Source organism: Natronoarchaeum rubrum (assembly GCF_024494695.1).
Map to the genome: position 1 here is coordinate 500,825 of NZ_JANHDP010000001.1, position 26,615 is coordinate 527,439.

The window sequence follows — 26,615 nt, forward strand, 5'->3', positions numbered from 1 at the left end:
TACGTCCTGTATGAGCCGTTTTTCGCGACAGAGTGGAGTGTACCTGCATCCGACGGCGTTGCCCGGGCGGCACGGCATCGGGTCGATCGGCGAGCCGGCGAAGCAGTTCGTCGACGCCGCGGCGGACGCCGGTCAGTCGCTGTGGCAGCTGTGTCCGCTGAGTCCGGTCGCCGAGGTTCACGGGTTCTCACCATATCAGGCCTACTCCGCGTTCGCGCTCGAACCGCTCCTGATCGACCTCGACGACCTCGTCGATCGCGGTCTGCTCAACGAGTCCGACGTCGCCGCGGACCGGTCGTTCCCCGACGAGCGAGTCGACTACGAGGCCGTCCGCGAGTTCAAGAACCCGCTGCTCCGCGAGGCGTACGACCGATTCGAGGCCGAGGAGCCCGAGGACGTGGCGTCGGCGTTCGCCGCGTTCCGCGAGCGTGTCGACTGGCTCGACAACTACGCGCTGTTCCGGGCGCTCAAGGACCACTTCGGGGACGTCGCCTGGACCGACTGGCCCGATCCGATCCGCTCGCGCGAGCCCGGGGCGATGGCCGAGTACCGCGAGGAGCTGGCCGACGAGATTCGCTTCAGGAAGTTCTGCCAGTTCCTCGCGATCGACCAGTGGGACGAGCTCCACGAGTACGCCGCGGAGCGCGGAATCGACATCGTCGGCGACCTGCCGATCTACGTCGCCCAGGACAGCGCCGACGTCTGGGCGAACCCCGAGCTGTTCGAGCTCGACGAGTCCGGCGAGCCGGCGCTGATCTCGGGCGTCCCCGCCGACGCGAACAACCCCGCACAGGAGTGGGGGATGCCGGTGTACGACTGGGACGCCGTCGTCGACGAGGAGTACGAGTGGTGGCTCGATCGCGTCGAGTGGCAACTGGAGCTGTCGGACCTGATCCGGATCGACCACTTCCGCGGGTTCGACGAGTACTACGCGATCCCCGCCGACGCCGACCCGTCCGGCGGGCGGTGGCACGAGGGACCGGGGTTGGAGTTTTTCGAGCGCCTCGAATCCGAGCTCGGCGAGCTCCCCGTGATCGCCGAGGACATCGGCTTCATTAACGAGTCGGTCGAACAGCTTCGACGGGACGTCGACGCGCCCGGCATGAAGGTGCTCCAGTACGCCGACTGGTGTTCCGAGGACCACATCTACCTGCCCCACACGTACGACGAGGACACGGTCGCGTATCCCGGCACCCACGACACGAACACCGTCCGCGGTTGGTACGAGAGCCTCTCCGAGGAACACCGGGACTGTCTGCACTACTATCTCGGCGCCGACGGCGAGGAGATCAACTGGGAGCTGATCGCGGCGGCCTGGCACTCGGACTCGGTGCTTTCGGTCGTCCCGGTCCAGGACCTGTTCGACCTCGGCGAGTGGGCGCGGTTCAACGCGCCGGGGACGGCGGAGGACAACTGGGAGTGGCGCTGCACGGCCGACCAGCTCGAAGCGTTCCCGGTCGACCGGCTGCGCGAACTGACCGACGACGCCGGACGGATCGAATAGCGACTCGGCTGACAGACGATCTGAGGGTGACGTAACGAGGGGTTGTCACGAGAAAACCGGCGTTTGACGGGAGATAGACCGGCAACGGCTGGTTGGTGTCGAACCGCTTTCCAGCGTCAACCGACCCATTTTGAACCCTCGGTGGGACCGAAACCTTCGTCCACGTGTGCCGGCGATGGAACGTCGTAGCGATAGACTTAACACAAATTGGATAGTATAACACGTGTAGAACGATGTACGATCTGACCGGATTCCAGCGCGACCTCCTGTACGTCATCGCGGGCCTCGACGACCCACACGGCCTCGCGATCAAGGACGAACTCGAGGAGTACTACGAGAAAGAGATCCATCACGGGCGGCTGTACCCGAACCTCGACACGCTCGTCGAAAAAGGGCTCGCGGAGAAGGGCCAACTCGACCGGCGTACCAACTACTACTCGCTGACGGCTCGCGGTCGCCGGGAGATCGAGGCCCGGCGCGACTGGGAAGCGCAGTACGTCGACGAGGCGCTGGAAGCCGCGGAAGCCAACTGAACGGACGCGCCGAGTTACTGGATTGCTGCGCCCGACTTGAGGTCTCGTCCAGTTGTGCACTCGACGCAGGCGCTGACGTTCTCCTGATTGTCGCCGAACACGCGCGCGAAGTCCCGGGTCACGAACGAACCGCAGTTATTGCAGGTTGGCATACGGGTCTACAGAGGGAGTGCGACCCGCTTAGTTACTGACCGGGTACGAACAAACGATGCTGAACGATCAGGGTACAGTCCGGGTTGCTCGCCGCTATCTCCACCTTTCCACGGGTAACGCCGGCTTACATTCGTCGTTCAGTGGTTCCCTTCTCCACCGGTTGCGTCCCGACGCGCCACGAACACGTTCGGGCCGAACTGCAAAGGCCGCGCGGTCCAACTGTTGACTCGATGGCCGGATCGGTCGGCGCCGTCTCGCGGCGCGTCCGCTGGTTCGTCGCGGCGAGCGCGTGCTTTTTGGTCGCGTGGCAGGTCGCCGCCGTCGCCGGCGTCCCTCGGCCCGTCGGCGTCCGCCTCGGCGTGTACGGCTTCGTCCTCCACGCGGTGTTCGGACAAGCTTACTCGCTCGTGCCCGCGTACTTCGAGTCCGAACTGGAGAGCGCTGGGCCGCTCGCGGTGCAGTTCCCGGCGACGGCTCTCGGCGCCCTGTTGCTGGCCGCGGGCGCTGCGCGTCCCGCGTCCGGACTCGCCGCGGTCGGAAGCGTCCTCTGGCTGGTCGGCGTCGCCGTCTTCGTCGCGACGCTGCTGTGGACGCTCCGAAGCAATCTCTCGGGCCGCCGGACGGGGACGGGCGATCACAACGCTCACCGCCGCGATCTCGATCGGCTGGCGAACGCGTTCGTCCCGATCGCGCTCGCGTACCTGCTGATCGGCTCCTACGCGACGGCCGCCGGCGCGACGCCGCTGGTGCCGCTGCTCGACGGCTACCCGGCCCGGGCAACCCACTTGCTCGCCGCGGGCACCGGCGGGTTGCTCGTGTTCGCCGTCGGCTTCCGCCTGCTCCCGCGGTTGCTCGTCGCGACGCCGCCGCGGCCGCTCGCGTGGCTCGTCCTGCCGACCGGCGCGGTCGGGCCCGCACTGCTGGCGGCGGGCCTCGGAACGCCGTGGCTATCGGTCGGCGCCGCCGTCGAGGCGATTGCAGTCGGCGGCTTTGCGCTGGCCGTCCTCGCCGTGCTCCGGCGCTCCGACCGCGAGCGCGTCGGCCGGTACGGCGTCCTGCTGGGTGCGCTCGCCGGAGTCGTCGGCGTCTCGCTGGGGATCCACTTCGCGACCGCCGGGCCCACCGCGGCGCTCGCGGCGGTCCACGCGCGGCTGAACGTGCTCGGCTTTCTGGGGCTGACGATCGTCGGCGTCTCGTATCACTTCTACCCGCCGGCCGTGGGGGACCTCCCCGGCGCCGGCGACCGGCTCGCCGCGGCGTCGATCGCGGCGCTCGCCGGGGGGCTGGCGCTGGAAGTCGGCGGTGTGATTCTCTCGGTCGATGTCGCGGTCGTCCTCGGGAGAATCCTCGCGCTGGTGGGGAGCCTGCTCGTGGCGTACGTCGTCGCGGCGGCGTTCCGGGCGAGCGCGAACCGGTGAGCGGCGTCCGCTGCCAGAGCGGATGGCGGGGTCACCCCTCCCGAACAGACGCCACGGTGCACTACAGTCAGAACGACGTCGCCGGATCAGCGCCGCCAGAACGTCGGCGACAGCAACACCAGCACCGAGATGATCTCCAGGCGGCCGATCCACATCAGGAACGTCATGTACAGCTTCGCTGCGGCCGAGAACTCGCCGTAGCTGTTCATCGGGCCGACCTCCCCGAAGCCCGGTCCGATGTTGCCCAGCGTCGCCATCGTGACGCTCATCGCTTCCAGCCCGTTCAGCGACAGCCCCGGCGTCCGCAGCGTGTCGAGGTAGAGCAGCACGGTCGAGAGTGCGAACAACAGGAGAAACGTGAGCGTGAAGCCGACGAGCCCCATGAGCGTGTCCTCGTCGACGACCGACCCGGAGACGCGGATCGGCCGCACCGCCTCGGGGTGGACGGTCGTGTACAGCTCGCGGTCGATCAGTCGGGAGATCGCGTACCAGCGGACGATCTTGATCCCGCCGGCCGCCGAACCGACCGAGCCGCCCAGAAACATCGCGAACAGGAGGATCGTCTGGGCCGGCGCGCTCCACACGTTGAAGTCCATGCTCGCGTACCCCGTCGTCGTGACGATGGCGACGACCTGGAACAGCGCCTGCCGAAGCGCGGGCTCGATCGCGCCGACGATCGGCGCGACCTGACTCGGCGTCGAGTCGAGGCCGGGACCGGCGTACAGCAGGGCGGCGATGAGACCGCCGACGCTCGCCAGCGCCGCGAGATAGGCCCGGAACTCCGAATCATCGACGAGTCGCGAGGGATTGCCGTCGAGCGCGTGCCACAGCAGGGCGAAGTTCGTCCCGGCGACGATCATGAAGGGGATCATTGCCCACTGGACGATCGGCGCGAACGCCTCGGCGCTGCGGGCCTCCGGCGAGAACCCGCCGGTCGGCATCGTCGTCAGCGCGTGGGCGACGGCGTTGTAGACGGTCATCCCGTCGGCGGGTCCGAAGAGGTTCAGCGCGTAGTACACCGCCGCCGCGAGCAGCGTCAGGCCGGCGTAGATCTTCCAGAGCGCGCGGGCGGTCGAGGTGATCCGGGGCGTGAGCTTCTCCAGTTCGAACCCGGGCGCCTCCTCCTTGATCAACTGGGCCCCGCCGACCGACAGTTCGGGCAGGATCGCGACCATCAGAACGACGATCCCCATCCCGCCGAGCCACTGGGTGAGCTGTCGGTACATCATCATCCCGTGACCGTGGCGCTCGACCGAGATGTCGCTGAGCACCGTCGCACCGGTCGTCGTGAACCCGCTCATGCTCTCGAACAGGGCGTAGACGGGGTTTGCGACCGACCCCTGTCCGGCGACGAGGTAGGGAAGCGTCCCGATCAGCGGAACCGCGAGCCACGTCGCCCCGACGAGCAAGAACCCCTCCCGGTGGCCGAGATCCGGCTCCGGTCGAAGGCGCCGGAGCCCCTCGCCGACCGCGAGGGCGACCAGGATCGTCACGACGAACGGTAGCGGACTCTCGCCGTACCACAGCGAGACCAGTAGCGGGAACGCGAACGGGACGGTGATGTACTTCAGGACGGTCCCGACCAGGCTGAACGCCGCCCTGTAGTCGACGTGGCTCGGCATCGGATCGACGTACCCACAGGGCGACAAAAAAGCCTCTCACTTGCGACCGTACCGTCGTACCGTTCGACGATCCAGCGAGGGGCCGCACGTCGGCGTCGATGCGAGGTGGACAATCGGTACATCCATGTCGGCGAACGCACACAGTTACTACCAGTAGGCGAGTGATGTACGAGCCGCCGAGCCGCGACCACCGCAAGTTCTGTGCCATCCGATTGGAGCGACCACGATGACGGTCCGCGTCGACTGGCGAGTCAGCTGCAGCCTCGTCGGGACGATCCTCAAGTGGCTCTCGGTGCCGTTACTGATTCCGCTGGCGCTCGCGCTGTACGACCGCGCGGATGTCGTCCCGTTCCTGCTGACGATCGGCGTCACAGTCGCGGTCGGCGCGCTCCTCGAACGACTCGCCGACGAGCGCGATCTGGGAACCAGGGAGGCGTTCCTCATGGTCGCGCTCACGTGGCTCTCGGTCGCGCTCGTCGGCGCGATTCCCTTCGTGGCTGCGGGCGACGGGGCGCTCGCCCATCCCGTGAACGCGCTGTTCGAGAGCATGAGCGGCATCACGACCACCGGCGCCACCGCGGCGGTCGATTTCTCCGTCCACTCGCGGGCGGTGTTGCTGTGGCGACAACTCATCCAGTGGCTCGGCGGACTCGGCATCCTCATCCTCGCGACGGCGATCCTCTCGCAGCTCGGCGTCGCCGGCGCCCAGCTCATGGAGACCGAGACCCAGACGCGGAACGTCAACCGACTCACGCCGAAGATTTCCCACACCGCTCGGCTGCTCTGGGGGCTCTACGTCGGCCTGACGCTGCTTCTGATCGCGATCCTCGCCGGGCTGGGACTGGTCGGCGCGGCGCCGAACATGACGCTGTTCGACGCCGTCGCCCACGCCTTCACGACAGTCTCGACCAGCGGGTTCTCGCCCCGGCCCGAGAGTCTCGGCGCGTTCGCGCCGATCGTCCAGTGGGTCACGACCCTGTTCATGGCGCTGGGCGCGACGAGCTTCGTCCTGATCTATCTGGTCCTGCAGGGCAACGTCGAGCGCCTCTACGAGAGCGACGAGTTCCGCTTCTACGTCGCCATTCTCGGACTCTTTAGCCTCGTCGTCGTCGCCATCCTGTTCTCGGACGCGACCTACGCCGGGGACGTCGAACGGACGATCCGCCACGGCGTCTTCCAGGTCGTCTCGATCACGACGACGACTGGCTACGCGACCGTCGACTTCAACACGTGGTCGGCCTCGGCGAAACACCTCCTCTTTATCTGCATGTTCATCGGCGGGATGGCGGGCAGCACGACCTGCTCGATCAAGGCGCTGCGCTGGCTCATCGTGCTGAAGGGGTTCCGCCGGGACCTGTTCGTCGCGAGCCACCCCGCGGTCGTCAAGCCGGTCCGCCTGAGCGGCGACGTGATCGACGAGCAGACGATTCGCGACGTCTACGCCTACACGCTGGTCAGCCTCGTGTTCTTCATCGGCACCACCGTCTTCCTGGTGGTCGACAGCTCCCGCGTCGGCTTCCAGATCACCGAGTTCGAGGCCATGGGCGCCGCTGCGGCGACCTTTTTCAACATCGGCCCCGGCTTCGGCGTCGCCGGCCCCTACGAGACCTACGAGGTGTTTCCCGAGAGCACGAAGGTCGCGATGATTCTCCTGATGTGGATCGGTCGGATCGAGATCATCCCTGTGCTGGTGCTGTTGACGCCGTCGTACTGGCGGTCGTAGCGGGGATTATGTCCCCCAGAAGTTGATAATGTCTTCTGCAAGTTTCTCTGTCCGGTCATCGATAGCTTCAAACCCCCAGTTATCGTGCTCTTCAGGGATTTTCTTCGTCATCTGAATTTTCGAGTTACGATACTCTGCACATTTCTCAGCGAACGGATTATTGCTTGCTCGAACGTTCTGACTATCTGCAAGCAGTGTGAGATTCCCCAATCGAGACTTATAGAGATCAAAGCGTTCCTCGTTGTTATTGAATACTGCTTCCCAGGAACTGTATTTGTTTGACGACATAGCTCTCTGTGGAGCGATATGCTCTAGCTCAACCCGATCGGAATCGAGCTGTGTTTCAGGAGTTCCTGCCTGGTAGTAATCTTCCTCAAGTGTGCGAAGCATATTTCGGGTGAATGCGCTGTTTGGAAGCTCGCGTCCTTTCAGGATCTCGAACAACTGTTCGTCTTCAACCGTGCGTTCGTTGATCAGTTCCTCAATCGAGGGCTCCCAGTTACTCTGCTCGGCTTCTTTCAGTTGGCTCACGAACTGATACATACTATCCCGATGGTGGGCAGGATTTGCATCCTCAAGATTCAGCCGTACGTTGAGCTTATTTGCGAGGCGTAGAAGCTTCTCCATTTCATCCGCGTCGCTAACGTTCTCTACAAGATAAAGCAGGACAATTGGTGCGTGCGCATTTTTGCATTGGAAAAACCTCATCTGCTTGTTGATCTGATTACGCTTATTCCGCCGATACTTCCGAACCGTCCCCTCATGAATATCAATATATGTGTCTGTATAGTCTTCTAACTTCCCGACAAACCGTCGAATTTCTGTAGGTCCACTATGGGTATCGAGTGCCTCAGTGAAAACACGATAGAAATCCTTGCTCGTAATGCGTCCATGTGCTTGATACTGGTCATCTACGATGAGATAGTGAGTTATTGCCCGTCTTGGAGCTGCACTGCTGACTTTGTCATTCTCTTCAAGTCGCGTACTAATGTCCTCCCATCGCCGCCGAACGTCTCTTTCGTCCAATCCTGATTTCGTAGCTTCCTCTAAAAGTTTAGTTTTAGCAAGGTTGATTGGTGATAGTTCGAGTCCGCGCTCGTTCTGTGTCTGAAACACTTGATACGCAGCGGTCATGCTCCCACAGGACGTTCGAACAAGGTTCACGTGGTGAACAGTATTTTGAAGCATCTCCTCGCGCTCGTCTGCAGTCAGATCGGACACTTTGTCCGCGAAAAAGTCATAACATTCTCGGATAGGATGGTCCGAACCTACCTGTTCTACATCTCCATCGTAAATGTGTTGGTAGGCTTTATCATCGTTATCGAGAAGTTGTAAAGTACGAACGGATTTCCCAGTTTGATCATGCGTAGTGAGTATACTTTCAACGTTTTTGTGATCATCGGGGAGTCCTGCTACGTCGCGGATAGCACAGACTAAGATAGAAAACGTAGTCAATCGCTGCTGACCGTCAACGATCTTGTAGACCTGAACATCGTCATCTCCCTCATCATGATCTTCTACAAGGATGACCTGACCAACGAAATGAGAACTCTTGTAATCGGTACCGATACTGCTAATATCATTCCACAGTGCTATTCTCTGTTCCTCATTCCATTTATATTCTCTTTGGAATATTGGGACTTTGAATATTCGAGTTTTTTCACCGAGGAGATCAACAAGCCGTAGTTCTTCGGCCTCAAGATCCATATTAGAGCTTACCATGGATCCTGGTATGTCTAAAGCATTATAAAAACACCGTGAAATTGGTAGAGAACGGTAATATCCTACTTAGACTGAAAGTGGAGTCTTCGCAAACCAACGGATATTGCTACGCTAATCGCTGAGTAAAAATGTGAATAATGGATTAGAATTCAGAAGTGCGCCGGCCGGGATTTGAACCCGGGCCATGAGCTTGGAAGGCTCAGGTCCTACCACTAGACCACCGGCGCTTTCGTCACGCTGTTCCTCATGCGCCGTAGATCGCGATTCCTTCGGAATCGCTCACCACCGGCGCTCGTTTTTCGCGCCGCATATCGGCGCGTCACACCCCACGACGCGCTTTGGCGCGTGCTGTGGCGTGTACTGAAACCGGGCAATCGAACGATCGCCCGGGGGATCGCGCGACCGCGATCCGCCGGTGGGCCATTGAGCCCACACCAGCGTGCGTCCTTCCCTTTTCGGGCGGCGGTTAAGGGTGTTTCCCTTTTCCGACGACGGCATAGCAGTTCCCGCTGGAGAGGAACACGTCCTCGGCGATCAGATCGCTCGCCGCGATATCGGCTCGGAACTCGTCGGGATCGTAGACGTGGTAGAACCGCGGCACCGTTTCGCCGCCCGGCAGCGTCCAGTCGACCGTCGTGTCGAACCCCTCCGAGCGGTCGAAGCGGTCGTGCGTGGTGCTCCACGCCGAGACGAGCGCGCGGCCCTCCGGTGCGAGAGCGCGGGCGAGCTCGTCCAGGCTTCGGCGTCGCGCAGCACGGTCCGGAAGGTGGTGGAGCGTGGCGACGTACACCGCGACGTCGACGACGCCCGCTGCGATCGGGAGCCGCCCGGCGTCGCCCTGCACGAGATCGACGTCGAAGCCGCGCTCGCCGCGGCGCTTCCGGGCGGTGTCGAGCAGCCCGCGGCTCACGTCGACGCCGATCACCCGGTCGACGCGCTCGGCCATCGGCTCGGCGTGGCGGGCGTTGCCGCAGCCGAGATCGAGGCCGACGGCGCCCTCGACGCCGTCGAGGAACGTCTCTACCTCCGGCCAGGGGTACTCCCGGGTCGACGCGAAGTGCTCGGCGATGTCGTCGTACGTGTCGCGCACGTGGTCGGGCGCCCGGTCCATGCCCGACCGGAGTGGGTCGGCGACCAAAGTCGCGGCGATCCGTCGATCCGGTGGAGGACGCCGTCGAGACGGGTCGCGTGGCGGCGCCGTGGGACGCCATCGCGTCGCGACGCCGAGCGCGCCGCCGCTCAGATGAACAGGAAGGTCAGATACGCGACCGAGAGCAACACGGCGGCGTGTTTCGCGCCGTCGGCCAGCCGGCCGCCGCTCATCTGGCCCGCGATCAGGCCCGAGAACAGCGCCTGCAGCGAGGTCGTGTGGAAGAAGATCACGGTGTAGGCCGACTGGTTGATCGACCCGAGCTCTTCGAGCACCTGCGTGATCGCGAACTGGCCGGCCGCGCCGCTGGCTTCCGGCAGCACGCTCTCGTCGGGGAGGTTCGGGATCAACACGGTGTCGAGCGCGCCGACGATCAACAGGAACACCCCGAAGGCGACGTAGACGACCACGACGTAGGTGAGCATCTCGTCCTTGCGGGCGCGCTTGAGCCGTCGGTCGGACTTGGCTTGCGCCGCGGCGATCCGAAGCACGCGGGCGAGATCGCCGCTGGCGTTGATCGCGTTCGTGGTCAGGGTGACGACTCGCGAAATCGTCCGCGTCCGGACGCGGTGCTCGAACCGCCGCAGCGCCATCTCCACGTCGGCGCCCCACCGGATGTCCGCCCAGACGCGGTCGAGTTCGGGGTTGAGCGCGCCGAGGTCGCTCTTTCGCACGCGGTCGATGCTCTCGACGACGGTCATCCCCGCCTCGTTGACGCTCGCGAGCCGATCGAGGAAGTCGGGCACCGACGCCTCGATCGTGTCGATCCGGCGCCGGTGGATCTCGTAGGCGATCGCGAACGTCCCGACGACGAACAGCGTCGCCTGGAGCAGGAAGTCGTCGACGATCAATCGGAGCGGGACGCCCAGGTGGACGGCCACCGCGAACCGCAACGCTGTCAGGAGACCGACGATCGGGATCGTCGCCCACAGTAGCGTTTTCGGGCGCTCGATGATCGTCTGGACCGGATTCCCGAAGTTATCGCGGAGCCACTGGAACTGGCGGTAGAGCCGGAGGCGTTCGAGGTTCCCGGCGCGTCGGTCGGACTCGGGCGCCGTCGGCGTCCCGCCGTCGGAGCGGGTCGTCGCTCCGCCGGACCGCGCCTTCGTCCCCGCCGACCGATCGGTCGTGTTCTCCGCCCGGCGCACGTCCGAGAGCCGGATCGAGGGATCGAACGAGGGGGCGAACTGCTCGCCGCCGCTCGACTCGCCCATCGCCGAGCCGAGATAGAGTATGAACGCGATGTTCGCGACCGGCAGCAAGACGTACACGACCACCCGGAGCAGCGCCAGCGTGTCGGTTAGCGAGATGCCGAGCACGACGAGGATCGTGATCAGGAACAGCGGTAACACCACCAGTAGCGTCACGTACACCTCCGCGAGCGTCGCGAGCTCGTTGAGTAGGCGGTCCTGCTGGTCTTCGGCGTCCTGCTGGAACTCGGCGTGTCGCTGTTCGAGGAAGTCAGCGAGGCTCTGCCCGCTCTGGAGGACGCTCGAGAGGTTCTCGGCGAACTCCTTGAACTTCGGACTCGGCGTCCGGCGGGCCATCGTCCGGATCGCGGTGACCATATCCTTGCCGAACATGTCCATGTTCCGGACGGCGACGCCGACCTCCGCGGCCGGTTCCCCGTAGACGTGCTCGTGGTCGGCCAGAATCCGGAGCACGGTCGGGAACTCCATCCCGCTCCGGGAGAGGGCGTACATGAACGAGACCGTCTCGGGGAGGTTCGCGTCGATGTTTCGTCGACGCTGCCCGGCGAGGTAGGAGGGGTACCACCACCGGAGGTAGTACGTGGCGACCGCGAGGACGACGGCGACCGCGATCGCCGAGCCGACCTGAATTGCCAGCAGCGTCGTCCCGGTCGGCTGTGGCTGCCCGAAGGCGCCGGCGACGAACTCGACGGTGCCGGGAAGACTCGCCCTGACGGTCTTCTGGGGCGTTTGGAGCAGTCGAACGGCGCCCCACTGCAGGTACAGCCCGGCGGCGGCGCCGACGACGGCGCCGAAGACGGCGTACAGCAGGGTCCGGGCGGCGTAGATGCGGTACGTCGTCGGGACGTGCGCAGTTCGAAGCCGTCGCTTGCGAAGCTGGCGATTGCGGCCGACTCGATGGACGAAGTCGCCGAACGCGAGCAACGATACCCGGGAGACGATCCGCTCGACGCGCGTGCTCAGCGGCGCGAGCGCGACCGGAACGAGCACCGCGACGGCGATCGCCAGCGGGACGAAGTCGTACGGCGCCATCTAATCGACCGTCGGCGCGGGCGCCGCCGCTGCCTCGTCGATCCGGTCCATCACTGACTCGGAGTCGGCGTAGTACTCGTTGACCAGCGCGGTAAAGCGCCGGTAGTCCGTCACGTCGTTGTCCCGGAGGTACTGCAGGAAGCGTCGTCGATCGCGAAGCTCCGAGAGCAGTTCGGCCTGCGTCCAGGCGCGATCCTCTCGGATCTCGTCGAGGACGACGCTGCTGCCGTTGTCGCGGAACGTGTCGTCGTCGCCGTCCCAGGCGTACGTCGTCGAGTAGTCGAGTTCGCCGGTGCGCTGGTCGATCCCCTCGATCTCGGCGACAGTCTTGTTCCGGCGGACGCGCTCGTCGTCGAAGCGGGTCAGCGTCTGGACGCAGAGCACGTCCAGCGACTGGACCATCGCGCGGGGCACGTTGATCGGCTCGTTCTCCAGCCGGTTGATCACCGTCTGGACCGAGTCGGCGTGCATCGTCGAGTACGTCGTGTGTCCGGTGTTCATCGCCTGGAACAGCGTGATCGCCTCCTCGCCCCGGACCTCGCCGACGACGATGTACTCGGGGCGATGCCGCAGCGCCGATCGCAGCAGATCGTACATCGTGATGTCGTTGCCCTCGTGGAGCCGTTCCCGGGTCACCGAGGAGAGCCAGTTGCCGTGGTACAGCGTCAGCTCCCTGGTGTCCTCGATCGAGAGCACCTTCGAGCGGGGCGGGATGAACATCGAGATGGCGTTCATCGAGGTCGTCTTCCCCGAGGCCGTTCCGCCGGCAAAGATCAGCGACTTGTTGTGCTCGATCGCCAGCCAGAGGTACGCCATCTGGTCGACGCTGAAGGTGCCGTACTCGATCAGGTCGATCGGGGTAAAGGGCTCGTCGGAGTACTTTCGGATCGTAAAGGCCGACCCGCGCGGCGTGACCTCCTCGCCCAGCGCGAGTTCGGCACGGCTGCCGTCGGGGAGCGTGCTCTCGACCATCGGCTCCCCGACGCTGATGTGCCGACCCGACTGCTGGGCCAGCCGGACGACGAAGTTGTCCAGCGCCTCCTGCTCGAAGGAGACGTTCGTCTTCACGTCGGTGTACTCGTCGTGGTAGACGAAGATCGGCAGTTCGTAGCCGTCACACGAGATGTCCTCGACGTGGGGATCGTTGATGATCGGATCGATCTTCCCGTAGCCGCGAAATGCCCGGAAGAGATAGTAAAACAGCCGGTGGACCGTCGCGCCGTCGACCTCGGCGCCGTAGCGCTCTAGGTGTTCGCGGAGTTCCTCGCGCAGCACGCTTTCGACGTCCTCGTCGGCGATGTCCGGCCGGTAGACGAGCGGATCGCGGATGTCCTCGAACAGCAACTCCAGCAGCTCGTACTCGTCGGCCGCGAGCTCGGGTTCGACGACGTAGTAGAGGTGTTCGCTCTCCTCGGGATCGTAGTTGATCGAGACGAACGCGAACGGCGCGTTCACCCAGTATCGGTCGATCTCCTCGTACCCATCTAACCCGTCGAACGAGACGATCTCGCCGTGACGACCGGGAGCGTACGGCTCCCCGGGAACGGTCGATCCCCGGAGCAGCTCGACCGCGCGGCGGAGGCGTCGCTTGAGACGGTCGATCCGCGTCTCCGACGCGGCGTCGTCGCTGGTCGGTCCGTCGGCGCCCAGCTGGATCCCCCGCGGCTCGTCCGTGTCTGTCATGGTGGTCGCGCACCGGCGTAGGGACGGCTTACCGTCGGTACGCTGATCTAACCGTGCCAAGGTGGTCGGGAACCTTAAAATGGGCGGCCGGGTCGATCGCGTCAGACGAGATCCGCGCGGAGCAACACGCCTGCCAGCAGGCCAAGCACCGCGAGCCCGATCGGGATCGGGATGCCGCCGCCGAAGTCGCCGTTCGTCGCGATCGCGACCGTCGCGGCCGAAAGCAGCGCTGTCGCCACTGCGAGCAGCCCGCCCATCACGCGTACCGGATGGACCGGCGACCGATCCTCGACGGCGTCTTCGGCGGCGTACATCGCGACGGAGAGCAGGACGGCCAGCCCGACGATCGCGGCGCCGGCAATCCAGACGTAGTACAGCGTCTCCGAGACGCCCGACACCAGATCGAGCGCGGCGATCGGGTGGTGGAACAGCCGCTGCTGATCGCGGGGGAGCCCGAAGATATACCGCACCTGCAGGAACGGGAAGCGCAGAAACAGCGCCGACAGCTCGGTCCCCGGAATCGACGCGTAGGTGACGTTCCAGGGCAACACGGCAGCCAGCCAGGCCGACACGACCGCCAGCTCGCCGGCGTACTCGGAGCGAACCCAGGCCATTGTACCTGACGAGCGCGGACCCCGGCGGCTAAAAGATTCCGGCTCGGCGTCGCGCGATCGCAGGCCGCGAACGCTACGCTTTCAGGCGTTACGTTCATTGCCCGTGAGTCCGTATCCGATTCACACAGGGAATGAGGCGCGATTACTTCACACTGGAGGTCAGCAACGTCGACTGGGTCGAAGACGACGGCGAACCCGCGAAGCCGACGGTACGGATCGACTTCGAGGGCCCCGCCTCGACGCTCCGCGAGCGCCTCACAGGAACGGACGACGAACTGCTCGACGCCGACCAGACCGACGTCGCCTACCGGCTCCAGACGTCGCTCGACGACGACGCGACCGGCGTCGTCAGCGTGACCAACCGGATCACCGGGGACTTCGTGCTCGAACTCAACGAGGACGCCGACGACGTGCTCAAGTTCATCCGGGCGGCCCGCCGCTACGGCGAGGAGGACCCCGACTCCGACGGCCGCTACGACGTCCGGATCCACATCGAGGGCGACGAACTCGTCACCTACGACAAGCGGACGTTCCTCGTCTACAACGAGGAGGGCAACCTGCTGCGGAACCACAGCCTCATCCCGAGCGGCGTCGAACTGTAGCGTCGCTCGATTTCTTCGCTCTTCGATTCGTCTTTGATCGCGGAGCGTTCGCATAATCTCATGAGTCTTCTCGGATCGAGTGAAAGGGAGGCCGCTGGAACCGCTCTCGTTTCGGTACTGCTGTCGACGCTGGTGTTGCTCGCGAACGAGATTCTGTACCGACTGAGCCTCCTGTCCGACGTCGATCCCGGGATCCTCTACGAGATTGCGGCCGTTATCGGCTGGCTGGCACTCATTTCGTCCGCGACGTATTTGCTCGTGGGCCTTCGGACGTACTTCCCCGTCGTCGATTTTACCGACGGCCAGTAATTGCCCACCCAGCGCCGCCTAGTTTTCCGGACCGCCTCGTGTCCGTTCGGGTGCATTTACGGTCGTCCGGCCCGGTCATTTCAGTATGAACCTGTTCGGAACGGCCGGGATCCGGGGGCCGGTCAGCGAGCGAGTGACGCCGGAGCTGGCGCTGTCGGTGGGACGTGCGGTCGCCACCCACGCGAGGGAGGCAGATACGGACGCCGGGACCGGGAGCGACGCCGACGCCGCCGCGGCGTCACGACCGGCGGTCGTCCTCGGTCGCGACGGTCGCGAGACCAGCGACGCGCTCGCGGCCGCCGTCGAAGCGGGCCTCGAAAGCGCCGGTGCCGACTGCCGCCGCGTCGGCGTCGTGCCGACGCCGGCGCTGGCGTACGCCTCGCGAGGCCGTCGGGGTGTGATGATCACGGCGAGCCACAACCCGCCGACCGACAACGGCATCAAACTGTTCGCGAACGGCGTCGAGTACGACCGTGCCGCCGAGCAACGGATCGAGTCGCTGGTCGCCGACCACCAGCACTCGGCGCCGTGGGACGAGTGGGGATCGACCGGTTCGGTCGACGTGATCGGCGTCTACCGCGACGACGTCGTCGAGTACGCCCGCGAGTTCTTCGGCGCAGCGACGCCGCTGTCCGGCCTCTCGATCGTCGTCGACTGCGGCAACGGAATGGCGAGTCTCGGGACGCCCCAGGTGCTCCGGGCGCTGGGCGCGCACGTCGTCACGCTGAACGCCAACGTCGACGGCCACTTCTCCGGTCGCGAGAGCAAGCCGACGCGGGAGTCGCTCGGTGACTTGCTGGCGTTTCTGGCGGACGGCGAGTTCGACTTCGGCGTCGCCCACGACGGCGACGCCGACAGGATCGTGGTCGCCGACGGCGACGGCGAGATCGTCGACGAGAACACCGTGCTGGCGGTGCTCGCGGCGCGATACGTCCGGGAGTCGCGCGCCGACGATCCGGTCGTCGTGACGACGCCGGACACCTCCGCGCGGATCGACGAGCTGGTCCGGGAGGCCGGCGGCCGAACCGAGCGCGTTCGGCTCGGCGCGCTCCACGAGGGGATGGCCCGAGAGCGCGCGGTCGGCGACGAGAGTACCGAGGTCGCCTTCGCCGCCGAGCCCTGGAAGCACGTCCACCCGGCTTTCGGCGGGTGGATCGACGGCATCGTCAGCGCGGCGATGTTCTCCGGGTTGGTCGCCGAAGCCGGCGACATCGAGGCCGTGCGGGCGCCGGTCACCGAGCGGCCGTACCGACAGGTCAACGTCGAATGTCCCGACGACGCCAAGGACGCCGCGATGCAGCGCCTGAAGACGACGCTGCCCGAGCTGTTCCCCGAAGGCGACGTCTCGACGGAGTACGGCGTCCGGATCGAACTGCCGGACGCGGCGTGGGTGCTCGTCCGCCCCAGCGGCACCGAGCCCTACGTCCGCGCCTACGCCGAGAGCGAGGACGTCGACGCGCTGGTCGAGGAGACCGTCGACGCCGTGGATGAGGCCGTCGCGGACAGTCGGTAAGGAGCGTCGAAGCAGTTACGTGCTCTCAAATTCCCCGCACCGTGTCGATCACGCCGACGGACTCCAGCGTCATCCAGAGCAGAAACAGCCCGTACAGCCCGAGGAAGCCGTAGGCTTCGAGGTCGGTGAGTTCGAGATCCGTGCGGGCGAACACGACGAACACCAGCGTCGCAAACGCCAGAAATCCCATCGTCGGGATCGCCGCGAGGAAGTTAATCGTCGCCTCCCCGGCCAGCAGAACGCCGACCGGAATCGCGACCAGCAGGTTGAACGTGTTGCTCCCGAGGACGTTCGTGATGCTGGTGACGCTCTCGCCGTTCCTGGCGGCGTTGACGCTCACGAAGGCGTCGGGTAGGCTCGTCGCGGCGGCGATCACGGTCAGCCCCCAGAGGAAGCTCGGCGTTCCGAACGCGTCGCCGAAAGTGAGCGCCGCGCGGACGATCCCCTCGACGCCGACCGCGATCAGCGCGAGCGCGACCGTGAGCACGGCCCACTCCCGGCGGTGATCGACGTTGACGGTCGGCGCGGCGTACTCGCTGGCGTCCTGCTGGTGGAGGAAGACGTAGATGCCGTAGGTCGCGATGGGGAGGATGGCTAGCGGGCGCGTCAGGATTGCCTCGCTGTTGGTCCCGCCGGGGACGTACGTGGCGCCGAGCGCGAACACGATGAAGAGCACGAGAACGCTGATGATGTAGAACTGCGCGTCCTTGTGGACGATGTCGCGGGTGGCCTCCAGCTGGTCGGTCGCGAGCGCCGAGACGGCCGGGATCACGAGCAGATTAAAGATCGCGCTGCCGACGATCGTGCCGACGCCCAGCGAGAACTCGTCGTGGACGAGCGTGCTGATGACGACGGAGCTGAGTTCGGGGAAGCTCGACCCGATCGCGACGACGACGGCGCCGTGGACCGCAACCGGCAGCCCGTAGTACTGGCTGAGGCGCTCGGCCGACCGTTCGAGGTACTCGCTGCCCTTCCAGATGACGCCCGTCGAGACGATCGCCAGTCCGAGAGCAACGAGGAGACCGGTCATCGAACCAACCTACTCGGCAGGGGCTGAAAGGTGTAGGTCATTCGAGACGACGCTGAGCGCCGGCTACTTGTGGCCCCTGCTCGAACACGCCGGCATGGACGATCTGATCGAAGCCGCCCGGGAAGCGCGAGAGGCGTCGTACGCTCCCTACTCCGAGTACGAGGTCGGCGCCGCGCTACGGACTGCCGACGGGACCGTCTTCACCGGCTGTAACATCGAGAACGCGAACTACTCCAACAGCCTGCACGCCGAGGAGGTCGCGCTGGCGGAAGCCGTCCGCGAGGGCCACCGCTCGTTCGACGCGGTCGCGGTCAGCACCAGCGAACTGGACGGCCAGACGCCCTGCGGGATGTGTCGCCAGTCGCTCACCGAGTTTTGCGACGACGACCTCCGAGTCCTCTGCGACGAGGGCGAGGAACGCAGCGAGTACACGCTCGGGGAACTGCTGCCGAACACGATTTCTCGGGACGATCTGGAGTAACCGGCGTTCGGGCTCTCAGAACTGGCTTCGGGTTCCACCTTGTCCGCCCGCTCCGTCGCGACCGATGAGCAGGTACAGGAGAAGCCCGAGGAGGTTCCCGAAGAACACGACGAGCGCCCAGAGGAGCGCACTGTCGGAACTGTTTCGTTGGGCGTCGCTGTACACCCACAGCGGTATGACAATGGAGAGGACCAGCATCAGAAGCGCGACGATCACGAACGCGAAACCGAGACCTGCCATAGTCGGTGGCCGGAGTGGAAGCAGTAAATATTTTGTCGTTTCTAGCTGACACAGAGCTACGTATTTCCGCTTCGCACCGTAACCACCGGTATGAACGGCCGTTTCGGTCGACGCCGATTCCTCGCCGCCGGACTCGCGGGAGCGGCGACCGGGCTCGCCGGCTGCGGACAGTTGCGCGGTTCGTCGGACGCCGCCGACCAGCCGCTGATCGACGACCAGCTACCGGACTCGGTACGGCTTCGACGCGTCGCCGGCGGCTTCGACGCGCCGGTGGCGCTCGCACCTGTGCCGGGGACTGACCGCCAGTATCTCGCCGACCAGTCGGGTAGCATCTCGGTGCTCGACGCGGATGGCGTCCGCGACGACCCACTGCTGGATCTGGGCGACGCCGTGGAATTCGGCGGCGAGAAGGGGCTGCTCGGCGTCGCGCTCCACCCGAACTTCGAGCAGAACCGGCGACTGTTCGTCCGCTACAGCGCGCCGTCGCGCGACGGGACGCCGGAACGCTACAGCCACACGTTCGTCCTCGCGGAGTTTCTGGTCGGTGAGGACGGGTTCCGGGCGTCCGCCGACACCGAGCGGACGCTCCTCGAAATCCCCGAACCCCAGTCGAACCACAACGCCGGCGCGCTCGCGTTCGGCCCCGACGGCTACCTCTACGTCGCGGTCGGCGACGGCGGTGCAGGTGCGGACGCCGGAACCGGGCACGTCGACGACTGGTACGACGCGGTCGAAGGGGGCAACGGACAGGACGTCACCGAGAACCTGCTGGGGAGCCTGCTGCGCATCGATGTCGACGGCGACGACGAGCGCGGGACGTACGCGATTCCCGAGGATAACCCTCTGACCGACGGCGACGGGCTGGCCGAGCAGTACGCCTGGGGGTTCCGGAACCCGTGGCGCTTCTCGTTCGACGGCGACTCGCTGCTCGTCGCGGACGTCGGGCAGTCCGAGTTCGAGGAAGTCAATCTCGTCGAGCGCGGCGGCAACTACGGCTGGAACGTCCGCGAGGGCTCGCAGTGCTTCCGCGCCGAGGACTGCCCGACCGCGACGCCCGAGAGCGTCCGCGGCGGCGAGCCGCTCGTCGATCCGGTCGTAGAGTACGCCCACGGCGGCAACCCGGTCAACGGTGTCGCCGTCGTCGGCGGGTACGTCTACCGCGGCTCGGCGCTCCCGGATCTGGAGGGACGGTACGTCTTCGCCGACCTGCGACCCGACGGTCGGCTGTTCGTCGCCGAACCGTCGGGGACCGAGGAGCGCTGGCCGATGGGAACGATCGAGATGGACGCCGACGGCGGGGCGCCGGATCAGATCTACTCGCTCGGGCGCGGTCGGGACGGGGTGCTGTTCGTTCTCGGCATCGAGGGGGGCGACGGGAGGGTCTACCGAGTCGTTCCTGCCGGGTGACCGAGACACCGCACGGCCTCAACCGGCCGCCCGGCGACGACCTATTTACCGTCCGCTGACAAACGACCGGACATGACCGAGCGAGACGACGCCGAGAGACCGGCGGACGCCGAAGCCGGGGCCGACACCGAGGTGCCGGGCGACAGCGAGGATCCGAACGAGGGCGAGCAGTACCACCTCGAAGTCGGTCCCGGCGACGTGGCCGACGCCGTACTCCTGCCGGGCAACCCCGAGCGCGTCCCGAAGATCACCGAGTTCTGGGACGACGGCGAGGAAGTCGGACGCCACCGCGAGTACCGAACGGTGACCGGCACCTACGACGGGGCGCCGATCAGCGTCACGTCGACCGGCATCGGCTCGCCCTCCGCGGCGATCGCGGTCGAGGAGCTGGCCCGCGTCGGCGCCGACACGCTGGTCCGAGTCGGCTCCTGCGGCACCATCCAGCCCGAGATGTCGGTGGGCGACCTGGTGATCACGACCGGCGCGGTCCGCCAGGAGGGAACCAGCGCCGAGTACGTCCGCGAGGACTACCCCGCCAGCGCCGACCACGAAGTCGTCTCGGCGCTGATCGCGGCCGCCGAGCGGCTGGGCTACGAGTACCACACCGGGATCACGATGAGCGCCGACAGCTTCTACGCCGGTCAGGGACGCCCCGGCTTCGAGGGGTTCGAGGCCGCCAGGAGCGAGCGACTCGTCGACGATCTCCGGGAGGCCAACGTCGCGAACATCGAGATGGAAGCCAGCGCGATCCTGACGCTGGCGAACCTCTACGGGCTGCGCGCCGGGGCGGTGTGTACGGTGTACGCGAACAGGGAGACCGGCGAGTTCCGGACCGAGGGCGAGCAGCGGGCCGCCGAGACGGCGTCGCTAGCGGTTGCGCTGCTCGCGAAGATGGACGAGATCAAGCGCGAGCGCGGCGTCGATCGGTGGCACGCGGGACTGTCGCTGGAGTGAGTCCGAATTAGTCCTGCACGAAAGATAGTAGCGCAGTTTCTGGTCTTCGGAATGGGGGCGTGATTCGAGGACGGCACAGAAGTTTCGCCCGACGGGCTATCGGTGTGGCGCGTCCGCGTCGGCCGACCATCGAGAGGCGACGGTGTTCGCCATCCAACCACCGGCACGACCGAATCCGATACCGAAGAGGGAAGCGACGCACACCACCAGTCCGCCGGCGAAGATCCAAAAAACGACTCTGGGTAGCGGCCACGCGACCGTCGTACCCGCTGTCAGAAGGAAGATGAGCACTCCGAGGACGGCGCCGGTGAATCCAGCGCGGAGTCCGGCAGCACTCGGATCCGACGAACGGATTGCGGCGACGACTCCCGCGATGAACGCCCCGAAGATCATGATGCCGCCGCCGACGGTCGCCTCCGAGTTCGGCAGCCGATTCAGAACGGCGGTGATCGGTAGCGAGGCCAGCGCACCGACGAGCGCGAATCGCCACGAATCAGGGAGGACGTGTCCCCGGGAAGATGACTGCATATTCGATTTTCAGAATTGCCGACAGGATAAATGTTCGTGGGATCGGGCCACGTGGGCCGTACGATCGAACTGGGAGGAGTTCGATGCGTAATCAAGCACTGGACTCGGTGGTACCCACCGCCGCTTATTGACTCGGCGACCCTCTTGTACGACGGGGGAGAACCACGTGAGCCAGCAACAGCAAGAGGAGCCGGGGGAGGCTGACAGGGAAGAGGGGGTGCCGGACCGCGAGATGTACGGCCAGCGATCGCCCCAGCAGGAGCGCATGGCCGAGAAGACGCGCCGAGCGAGCGAGGCGGCCGAGCGCCGGGAGCGCGAGGCCGAGGAAGGCGTCGAGACGGCGCGCCTCAAAGTGTTCCGGTACGATCCGGAGGTCGAGGGGAAACAGGAACCGCGCTTCGACGCCTTTCACGTCCCCTTCGAGAAGGGGATGACCGTACTCGACGCGCTGATCTACGCCCGGGACCACTTCGACTCGTCGCTGACCTTTCGTCACTCCTGCCGGCAGGCGATCTGCGGGTCGGACGCCTTCTTCATCAACGGTCGCCAGCGCCTGGGCTGCAAGACCCAGATCCAGGCCCTCGAAGAGCCCGTGCGGGTCGAGCCGCTACCCCACATGGACGTGATCAAGGACCTGGTAGTGGAGATGGAGGACTTCTACGATCAGATGAAGGCCGTCGAGCCGTACTTTCAGGGCGAGGACGCGCCGCTGATCAAGGAGTTAGAGGAGCAGCGCCAGAGCCCCGAAAACCACGAGTACGTCAAGATGTCGACCCGCTGCATCTGGTGTGGCGCCTGCACGTCCTCCTGTAACATCGCCGCCGACAGCGAGTATCTGGGGCCAGCCTCCGTGAACAAGGCCTACAAGTTCATCATGGACGAGCGCGAGGCCGACCCCGAGATCACCCAGCACCGCATGGAGATCATGGAGTCCGAGCGCGGCGTCTGGCGCTGCCAGACGCAGTTCTCCTGTACCGAGGTGTGTCCGAAAGACATCCCGCTGACTGAACACATCCAGGAACTCAAGCGGGAAGCCGTGAAGCGAAACCTGAAGTTCTGGTAGCGATCAGTCGTCCGCGTCACCCTCCACTTCCTCACTCCGCGATCGCCGCGTCGACCAGTCGCGCCTCCGCGTTCCGCAGGAGCGTCGACGCCGCGCTCTCCGAGCAGCCGAGTTCCGACGCGACGGCCGACAGCGAGGCGGTTCGCGGGACCTCGAAGTACCCCAACTCGCGGGCGACCGACAGCGCCTCGAACTGTCGCCGAGTGAGCCGACCGGCCAGCGACCCCGAGAGCCGATCGTGGTCGCCGACGCGCTCGACATCGATCTCGACGCCGTCGGGGAAGCCATCGAGCAGCCCGGTGAGCGAATCCTCCGTTCCGAGCGCCGTCATGCGCACCCGCGACGAGTCCTCGTACACGATCGGCGGGACGATCACGAGCCCGCGGTCGTCGAACGGTTCCAGCAGCGACGCGTCGGCGTCGCGCAGATCCATCTCGGCGTAACCGTAGAACCGGTCGTGGTCGATCGGCGCGACGTCGAACCGTCGGACGGCGTCGATCCCCTCGACGACCTCTCTGCACCGTCGACGGTCGCCGACGACGAGGGAGAGAAAGCAGACGACGCCCTCGCCGGGCCGTACCCGCCACGAGAGCACCTCTTCGCGGACGACGTACCCCTCGTAGTCCGGGGTGGGCAACTGCATCGATTCCGGAAGCGAGATCGTCAGGTCGACGGACTGCACGCGATCGGGTTGCGTACCCGGATATAAAAACGTTCACTGCTTCGCGCGAACGCCGACGGTCGCGCGGCGCCAACGTTCACCCGATGGCAAACCGTTCCGTCGACGCCGGTCGATCGCGCACCGACGCCGAAGCGCCGCCCCGACGCACCGGGCTGCCGGTGCTCGGAAGCACGATTCCGTTCGCCCGGCAGGGGATCGACTTCACCGACGAGCTCCGTCCGCACGGCGACGTCGTCGCCTACCGAGCGCTCGGTCAAGAGTTCGTCGCCGTCTTCGACCCCGACCTCGTGGAGACCGTTCTCGTTTCCCGGAACGACGAGTTTCCCAAGGGTGAGTTCGAGACCGCGTTCGGCGAACTCGTCGCTCCCGAGGGCGTCGTGTTCACCGAAGGCGAGCGCTGGCGACGGCAGCGCCAGCTCCTCCAGTCCGCGTTCACGCCCGCAGAAGTCCAGACGTACGTCGACGCGATGGCCGACGAAGCGGCGGCGCTGGCGGACGGCTGGAACGACGGCGAGGTCGTCGAACTTCGGGAAGCGCTGTCGACGTTCGCGCTCGGCGTGCTGACGCGGGCGCTGTTCGATCTGGAGTTCGACGACGAACGGGCGGCGGTCGTCCGCGAGGCGACCCGCGCGCTCGCCGACGTCGCCGACCCGAGCGCGTACGCGGTGCGCTCGGTCGTTCCGTCGTGGCTCCCGGTCGGCGACGAGCGGCGCTACGAGCGGGCGATGGACGACCTCTCGGCGCTGGTCGAGCGGCTCGTCGAGGAGCGCCGGAGCGACGCCGGCGGCGACGACGCCGAACGGGACGATCTCCTCTCGATGCTGGCGGCCGCCGAGTACCCGAACGGCGAGCGGATGACGCCCGAGGAAGTTCGCGACCAGCTCGTCACGTTCCTGTTTGCCGGCCACGAGACGACCGCGACGGCCCTGACCTACGCCTGCTGGCTGCTGGCCGGCCACCCCGACGCGCGCCGGCGTCTCGACGCCGAGCTCGACGCCGAATTGGGCGGTCGTGATCCGGCGTTCGGGGACATCCCGGCGCTCGACGAGACGGAAGCGATCGCACGGGAGGCGATGCGGCTCTACCCGCCCGCGCCGATCCTCTACCGCGAGCCCCGCGAGGAGACCGTGCTCGGCGGCTATCGGCTCCCGGCGGACGCGACGCTCCAGCTGTCGGCCTACGGCATCCACCGCGACGAGCGCTGGTGGTCGGAGCCGGCGTCGTTCCGACCGGAGCGCTGGCTCGACGATCGCGAGCGGCCGGAGTACGCGTACTTCCCCTTCGGCGGCGGGCCGCGCCACTGTCTGGGGATGCGCTTCGCGATGACCGAGCTACAGATCGCCCTGGCGACGCTGGCGCGGCGCGTCGAGTTCGAGCGCGTCACGGAGTCACTGGACCCGACGATGGGCGTGACGCTCGATCCCGGTGCCGTCGAGGTGAGAGTGAAAAAGCGGTGAGAGAACGGGCGATCCGGACTACAGCGCGTCCCAGGCCTTCCGGGCGCGGTTCCAGGAGGTAATGTCGGCGATCCAGCGGGCGGCGATGGCTTTCTTGAGCGTCTCGGCGGGCATGCCGCCGAACGTGCCGACCACGTCGAACAGCGCGCCGGCGCCGAAGCCGGGGTCGACCTCCGTCGCGACGGCCTCGTCGCCGATCGAGATGACCGTCCCCTTGTCCTTGTGCCGCCAAGTCTTCATGGGCCGGTCGTCGATCGCGCGGGCGAGGTTCTCGCCGGCGACCTCGGCGGCCTGCCAGGCGGCCTGCGCGGTCGGCGGCGCGGGGTTGTCGCCCTGGTCGATCACGGCGGAGTCGCCGATGGCGAACACGCGCTCGTCGCTGGTCTCGAACGTCGAGGAGGCGGTGACGCGGTTGTGCTCGTTGTCGAGGTCGACGCCGTCCATGGCGTCGCGGCCGGTGATACCCCCGGTCCAGACGAACACGTCGTAGTCGATCGCGTCGCGCTCGTCGAACTCGATGGCCTCGGCGGTCGCCTCGGTGATCGGGTCGTCGGTAAGGATGTTCACGCCGGCGTCCTCAAGCTTCTCGCGGAGCGCCTGCTGGATCTCGTCGGAGCCCGGCGGGAAGATCTCTTCGAGCGCCTCGACGAGCGTGATCTCGATCGGCGCGTTGTTCCGGTCGCGGAACTCGGCGACCTCGCCCGCGCTCTGGATGCCCGAGAGACCGGCGCCGCCGATGACGACCTCGGCGGGATCGCTGCGCGTCGCGTCCTCGGCGGCTTCCTTGACGCGTTCGTGGATGTCGAGGGCGTCGTCGAGACTCTTGAGCGTCATCGAGTGCTCTTCGAGGCCGGGGATGCCGTAGTAGGCGGTCTGGCTACCCAGCGCGACGAGCGCGTAGTCGTAGTCGATCGTCTCGCCGTCGTCCAGTTCGACCTCACGGTCGTCGACGTCGAGGCCCGTGACCTCGCCCTCGACGAACGTCGTCGCGGGCGATTTGATCTCCTCGACCGGGATGGTGATCTTGTGCTGGACCGACGGATCGCGGATCACGCGGTGGGACTCGTGGAGCACCAGGTGATAGTCGGTGTCGGAGACCCAGACGATCTCCGTGCTGCCGTTCAGTTCCTCCTCGAGTTGCTTGACCGCGCCGGCGCCAGCGTAGCCTGCGCCGAGAACGACGACCGTGGCTGTCATGACTGGTACTCAGCAACCCTGTGATACAAAGGCTTTGAAACCGCAGTGTGTGTGATAACGGTTCTCTCTCACGGTTCCCGGCGAGAGGGCAGTAGCAGAGCGATCGCTCGCTCGCAGCGACGGTTCGAGAACGGAGCGAGAAGATCAAGAGCGGTCGCGTCCGCGATCGGACGCCGATAGATCGGACGACGTCAGCCGCCGATCAGTGCTGGGGCTCTTCGGCCGGCGCGACCATATCGTCGATCTTCAAGATCAGGATGTTCGCGGTGTCGTCCTTCCCGTCGACGGTCCCCTCGACCTTGAGCTTCGAGAGCGGCGTCGGGCCGACGACGACCGTGTCGCCCTCGTGGATGTCGCGGACCGATCCCTGGATGTGGATCTCGGCGCGGCACAGCTCGGGGTGGTGAACGCTGCTGAGGTCGATCCCCTCGACGTTACCCTCCGTGACTTCCTCGCCCTCGTGGGTCATGGGCACGGCGGCGGGCTCGTCCATCTGCTGGATGTCGAGCGCCTCGTAGGCGGTTGCGGTCGGCTTGTAGCCGCCCTTCGGGCCGGGGACGCCTTCGACGAGCTGGAGCGCTTTGAGGCTCTGCATCTGGTTGCGAATCGTACCCGGATTTCGGTCGACCTCTTCGGCGATGTCCTCGCCTTTCACCGCGTCCTCGGACTCCCGGTGGAGATTGATCAGCGCGGTGAGAATGGTCTTCTGGCTGGGCGTGAGTTCGATGGATGACATTACTGTAACGTTCGGTAGTGATCGTCTTAAATCCGGCGAATAGGACCACTT

The 26,615-nt window shown here is 65.9% G+C and carries 25 protein-coding genes and 1 tRNA gene; 12 read left to right on the forward strand and 14 right to left on the reverse strand.

Annotated elements, in window-relative coordinates; translation table 11 throughout:
• Window positions 1-10 precede the first annotated feature (10 nt).
• Both malQ and NO931_RS02645 read left to right on the forward strand, forming a co-directional pair.
• Window positions 11-1,504 carry a 4-alpha-glucanotransferase gene (gene malQ, locus NO931_RS02640; RefSeq protein ID WP_256391073.1) on the forward strand — a complete coding sequence of 498 codons (1,494 nt, stop codon included), beginning with the start codon at window positions 11-13 and terminating at the stop codon, window positions 1,502-1,504.
• Window positions 1,505-1,737: 233 nt separating this feature from the next.
• Window positions 1,738-2,037, forward strand: a complete 300-nt coding sequence (locus tag NO931_RS02645) for a PadR family transcriptional regulator (RefSeq protein WP_256391074.1) — start codon at window positions 1,738-1,740, stop codon at window positions 2,035-2,037.
• A gap of 14 nt (window positions 2,038-2,051) precedes the next feature.
• Here the strand turns inward: NO931_RS02645 and NO931_RS02650 are convergent, their stop codons facing one another.
• Window positions 2,052-2,189, reverse strand: coding sequence for a DUF7563 family protein (locus NO931_RS02650; protein ID WP_256391075.1), 138 nt, complete (start codon window positions 2,187-2,189; stop codon window positions 2,052-2,054).
• Between the two features lie 231 nt (window positions 2,190-2,420).
• On the opposite strand from NO931_RS02650, the gene NO931_RS02655 reads away from it, so the two are divergent.
• The gene (locus tag NO931_RS02655) at window positions 2,421-3,608 is read left to right on the forward strand and encodes a hypothetical protein (RefSeq protein WP_256391076.1); all 1,188 of its coding nucleotides are present in this window, start codon (window positions 2,421-2,423) and stop codon (window positions 3,606-3,608) included.
• Window positions 3,609-3,694: 86 nt separating this feature from the next.
• On the opposite strand, the gene NO931_RS02660 is transcribed toward NO931_RS02655, so the two are convergent.
• Window positions 3,695-5,230 (reverse strand): TrkH family potassium uptake protein, encoded by a 1,536-nt coding sequence (locus tag NO931_RS02660; protein ID WP_256391077.1) that lies wholly within the window; start codon window positions 5,228-5,230, stop codon window positions 3,695-3,697.
• Window positions 5,231-5,456: 226 nt separating this feature from the next.
• Here NO931_RS02660 and NO931_RS02665 point away from each other — a divergent pair, with 226 nt between their 5' ends.
• Window positions 5,457-6,953 (forward strand): TrkH family potassium uptake protein, encoded by a 1,497-nt coding sequence (locus NO931_RS02665; protein ID WP_256391078.1) that lies wholly within the window; start codon window positions 5,457-5,459, stop codon window positions 6,951-6,953.
• Between the two features lie 6 nt (window positions 6,954-6,959).
• Here the strand turns inward: NO931_RS02665 and NO931_RS02670 are convergent, their stop codons facing one another.
• The 6 genes from NO931_RS02670 to NO931_RS02695 all read right to left on the reverse strand — a co-directional run bounded on the left by NO931_RS02670 (window position 6,960) and on the right by NO931_RS02695 (window position 14,365).
• A complete protein-coding gene (locus tag NO931_RS02670; protein ID WP_256391079.1) occupies window positions 6,960-8,660 on the reverse strand; it encodes a DUF262 domain-containing protein in 1,701 nt (566 codons plus the stop codon).
• A gap of 171 nt (window positions 8,661-8,831) precedes the next feature.
• Window positions 8,832-8,902: transfer RNA gene (locus tag NO931_RS02675), tRNA-Gly, on the reverse strand.
• 239 nt (window positions 8,903-9,141) lie between these two features.
• Window positions 9,142-9,786: a class I SAM-dependent methyltransferase gene (locus NO931_RS02680; protein WP_256391080.1), complete on the reverse strand. Its 645-nt coding sequence runs from the start codon at window positions 9,784-9,786 to the stop codon at window positions 9,142-9,144.
• Between the two features lie 128 nt (window positions 9,787-9,914).
• A complete protein-coding gene (locus tag NO931_RS02685; protein WP_256391081.1) occupies window positions 9,915-12,068 on the reverse strand; it encodes a type II secretion system F family protein in 2,154 nt (717 codons plus the stop codon).
• A complete protein-coding gene (locus NO931_RS02690; protein ID WP_256391082.1) occupies window positions 12,069-13,751 on the reverse strand; it encodes a type II/IV secretion system ATPase subunit in 1,683 nt (560 codons plus the stop codon).
• 101 nt (window positions 13,752-13,852) lie between these two features.
• Complete coding sequence (locus tag NO931_RS02695; RefSeq protein ID WP_256391083.1) at window positions 13,853-14,365, reverse strand: DUF7549 family protein; 513 nt, start codon at window positions 14,363-14,365, stop codon at window positions 13,853-13,855.
• Between the two features lie 131 nt (window positions 14,366-14,496).
• On the opposite strand from NO931_RS02695, the gene NO931_RS02700 reads away from it, so the two are divergent.
• The 3 genes from NO931_RS02700 to NO931_RS02710 all read left to right on the forward strand — a co-directional run bounded on the left by NO931_RS02700 (window position 14,497) and on the right by NO931_RS02710 (window position 16,789).
• Window positions 14,497-14,967: a DUF5793 family protein gene (locus NO931_RS02700; RefSeq protein WP_256391084.1), complete on the forward strand. Its 471-nt coding sequence runs from the start codon at window positions 14,497-14,499 to the stop codon at window positions 14,965-14,967.
• A 60-nt stretch (window positions 14,968-15,027) separates the two neighbouring features.
• Window positions 15,028-15,276: a hypothetical protein gene (locus NO931_RS02705; protein WP_256391085.1), complete on the forward strand. Its 249-nt coding sequence runs from the start codon at window positions 15,028-15,030 to the stop codon at window positions 15,274-15,276.
• Between the two features lie 85 nt (window positions 15,277-15,361).
• A complete protein-coding gene (locus tag NO931_RS02710; RefSeq protein ID WP_256391086.1) occupies window positions 15,362-16,789 on the forward strand; it encodes a phosphohexomutase domain-containing protein in 1,428 nt (475 codons plus the stop codon).
• A gap of 25 nt (window positions 16,790-16,814) precedes the next feature.
• Here the strand turns inward: NO931_RS02710 and NO931_RS02715 are convergent, their stop codons facing one another.
• Window positions 16,815-17,819: a sodium:calcium antiporter gene (locus tag NO931_RS02715; protein WP_256391087.1), complete on the reverse strand. Its 1,005-nt coding sequence runs from the start codon at window positions 17,817-17,819 to the stop codon at window positions 16,815-16,817.
• A gap of 94 nt (window positions 17,820-17,913) precedes the next feature.
• Here NO931_RS02715 and cdd point away from each other — a divergent pair, with 94 nt between their 5' ends.
• The gene (gene cdd, locus NO931_RS02720) at window positions 17,914-18,300 is read left to right on the forward strand and encodes a cytidine deaminase (protein ID WP_256391088.1); all 387 of its coding nucleotides are present in this window, start codon (window positions 17,914-17,916) and stop codon (window positions 18,298-18,300) included.
• 15 nt (window positions 18,301-18,315) lie between these two features.
• On the opposite strand, the gene NO931_RS02725 is transcribed toward cdd, so the two are convergent.
• Window positions 18,316-18,540, reverse strand: a complete 225-nt coding sequence (locus NO931_RS02725) for a PLDc N-terminal domain-containing protein (protein WP_256391089.1) — start codon at window positions 18,538-18,540, stop codon at window positions 18,316-18,318.
• Between the two features lie 90 nt (window positions 18,541-18,630).
• On the opposite strand from NO931_RS02725, the gene NO931_RS02730 reads away from it, so the two are divergent.
• Entirely contained in the window at window positions 18,631-19,947 is a 1,317-nt protein-coding gene (locus tag NO931_RS02730; RefSeq protein ID WP_256391090.1) for a PQQ-dependent sugar dehydrogenase, read from the forward strand.
• Window positions 19,948-20,079: 132 nt separating this feature from the next.
• Window positions 20,080-20,901 (forward strand): nucleoside phosphorylase, encoded by an 822-nt coding sequence (locus tag NO931_RS02735; RefSeq protein WP_256391384.1) that lies wholly within the window; start codon window positions 20,080-20,082, stop codon window positions 20,899-20,901.
• Between the two features lie 96 nt (window positions 20,902-20,997).
• Here NO931_RS02735 and NO931_RS02740 read toward each other — a convergent pair whose 3' ends face one another.
• Window positions 20,998-21,429 carry a DUF5518 domain-containing protein gene (locus NO931_RS02740; RefSeq protein ID WP_256391091.1) on the reverse strand — a complete coding sequence of 144 codons (432 nt, stop codon included), beginning with the start codon at window positions 21,427-21,429 and terminating at the stop codon, window positions 20,998-21,000.
• A gap of 232 nt (window positions 21,430-21,661) precedes the next feature.
• Here NO931_RS02740 and NO931_RS02745 point away from each other — a divergent pair, with 232 nt between their 5' ends.
• Window positions 21,662-22,492 (forward strand): succinate dehydrogenase/fumarate reductase iron-sulfur subunit, encoded by an 831-nt coding sequence (locus NO931_RS02745; protein WP_259371424.1) that lies wholly within the window; start codon window positions 21,662-21,664, stop codon window positions 22,490-22,492.
• 31 nt (window positions 22,493-22,523) lie between these two features.
• Here NO931_RS02745 and NO931_RS20670 read toward each other — a convergent pair whose 3' ends face one another.
• Complete coding sequence (locus tag NO931_RS20670; protein WP_256391093.1) at window positions 22,524-23,174, reverse strand: helix-turn-helix domain-containing protein; 651 nt, start codon at window positions 23,172-23,174, stop codon at window positions 22,524-22,526.
• 83 nt (window positions 23,175-23,257) lie between these two features.
• On the opposite strand from NO931_RS20670, the gene NO931_RS02755 reads away from it, so the two are divergent.
• Complete coding sequence (locus NO931_RS02755) at window positions 23,258-24,631, forward strand: cytochrome P450 (RefSeq protein WP_256391094.1); 1,374 nt, start codon at window positions 23,258-23,260, stop codon at window positions 24,629-24,631.
• An 18-nt stretch (window positions 24,632-24,649) separates the two neighbouring features.
• On the opposite strand, the gene NO931_RS02760 is transcribed toward NO931_RS02755, so the two are convergent.
• Together NO931_RS02760 and NO931_RS02765 are read right to left on the reverse strand one after the other, a co-directional pair.
• On the reverse strand, window positions 24,650-25,828 hold the full coding sequence (locus tag NO931_RS02760) for an NAD(P)/FAD-dependent oxidoreductase (RefSeq protein WP_256391095.1): 1,179 nt from the start codon (window positions 25,826-25,828) through the stop codon (window positions 24,650-24,652).
• A gap of 202 nt (window positions 25,829-26,030) precedes the next feature.
• Window positions 26,031-26,564: an Rrf2 family transcriptional regulator gene (locus NO931_RS02765; protein ID WP_256391096.1), complete on the reverse strand. Its 534-nt coding sequence runs from the start codon at window positions 26,562-26,564 to the stop codon at window positions 26,031-26,033.
• Window positions 26,565-26,615: the final 51 nt, after the last annotated feature.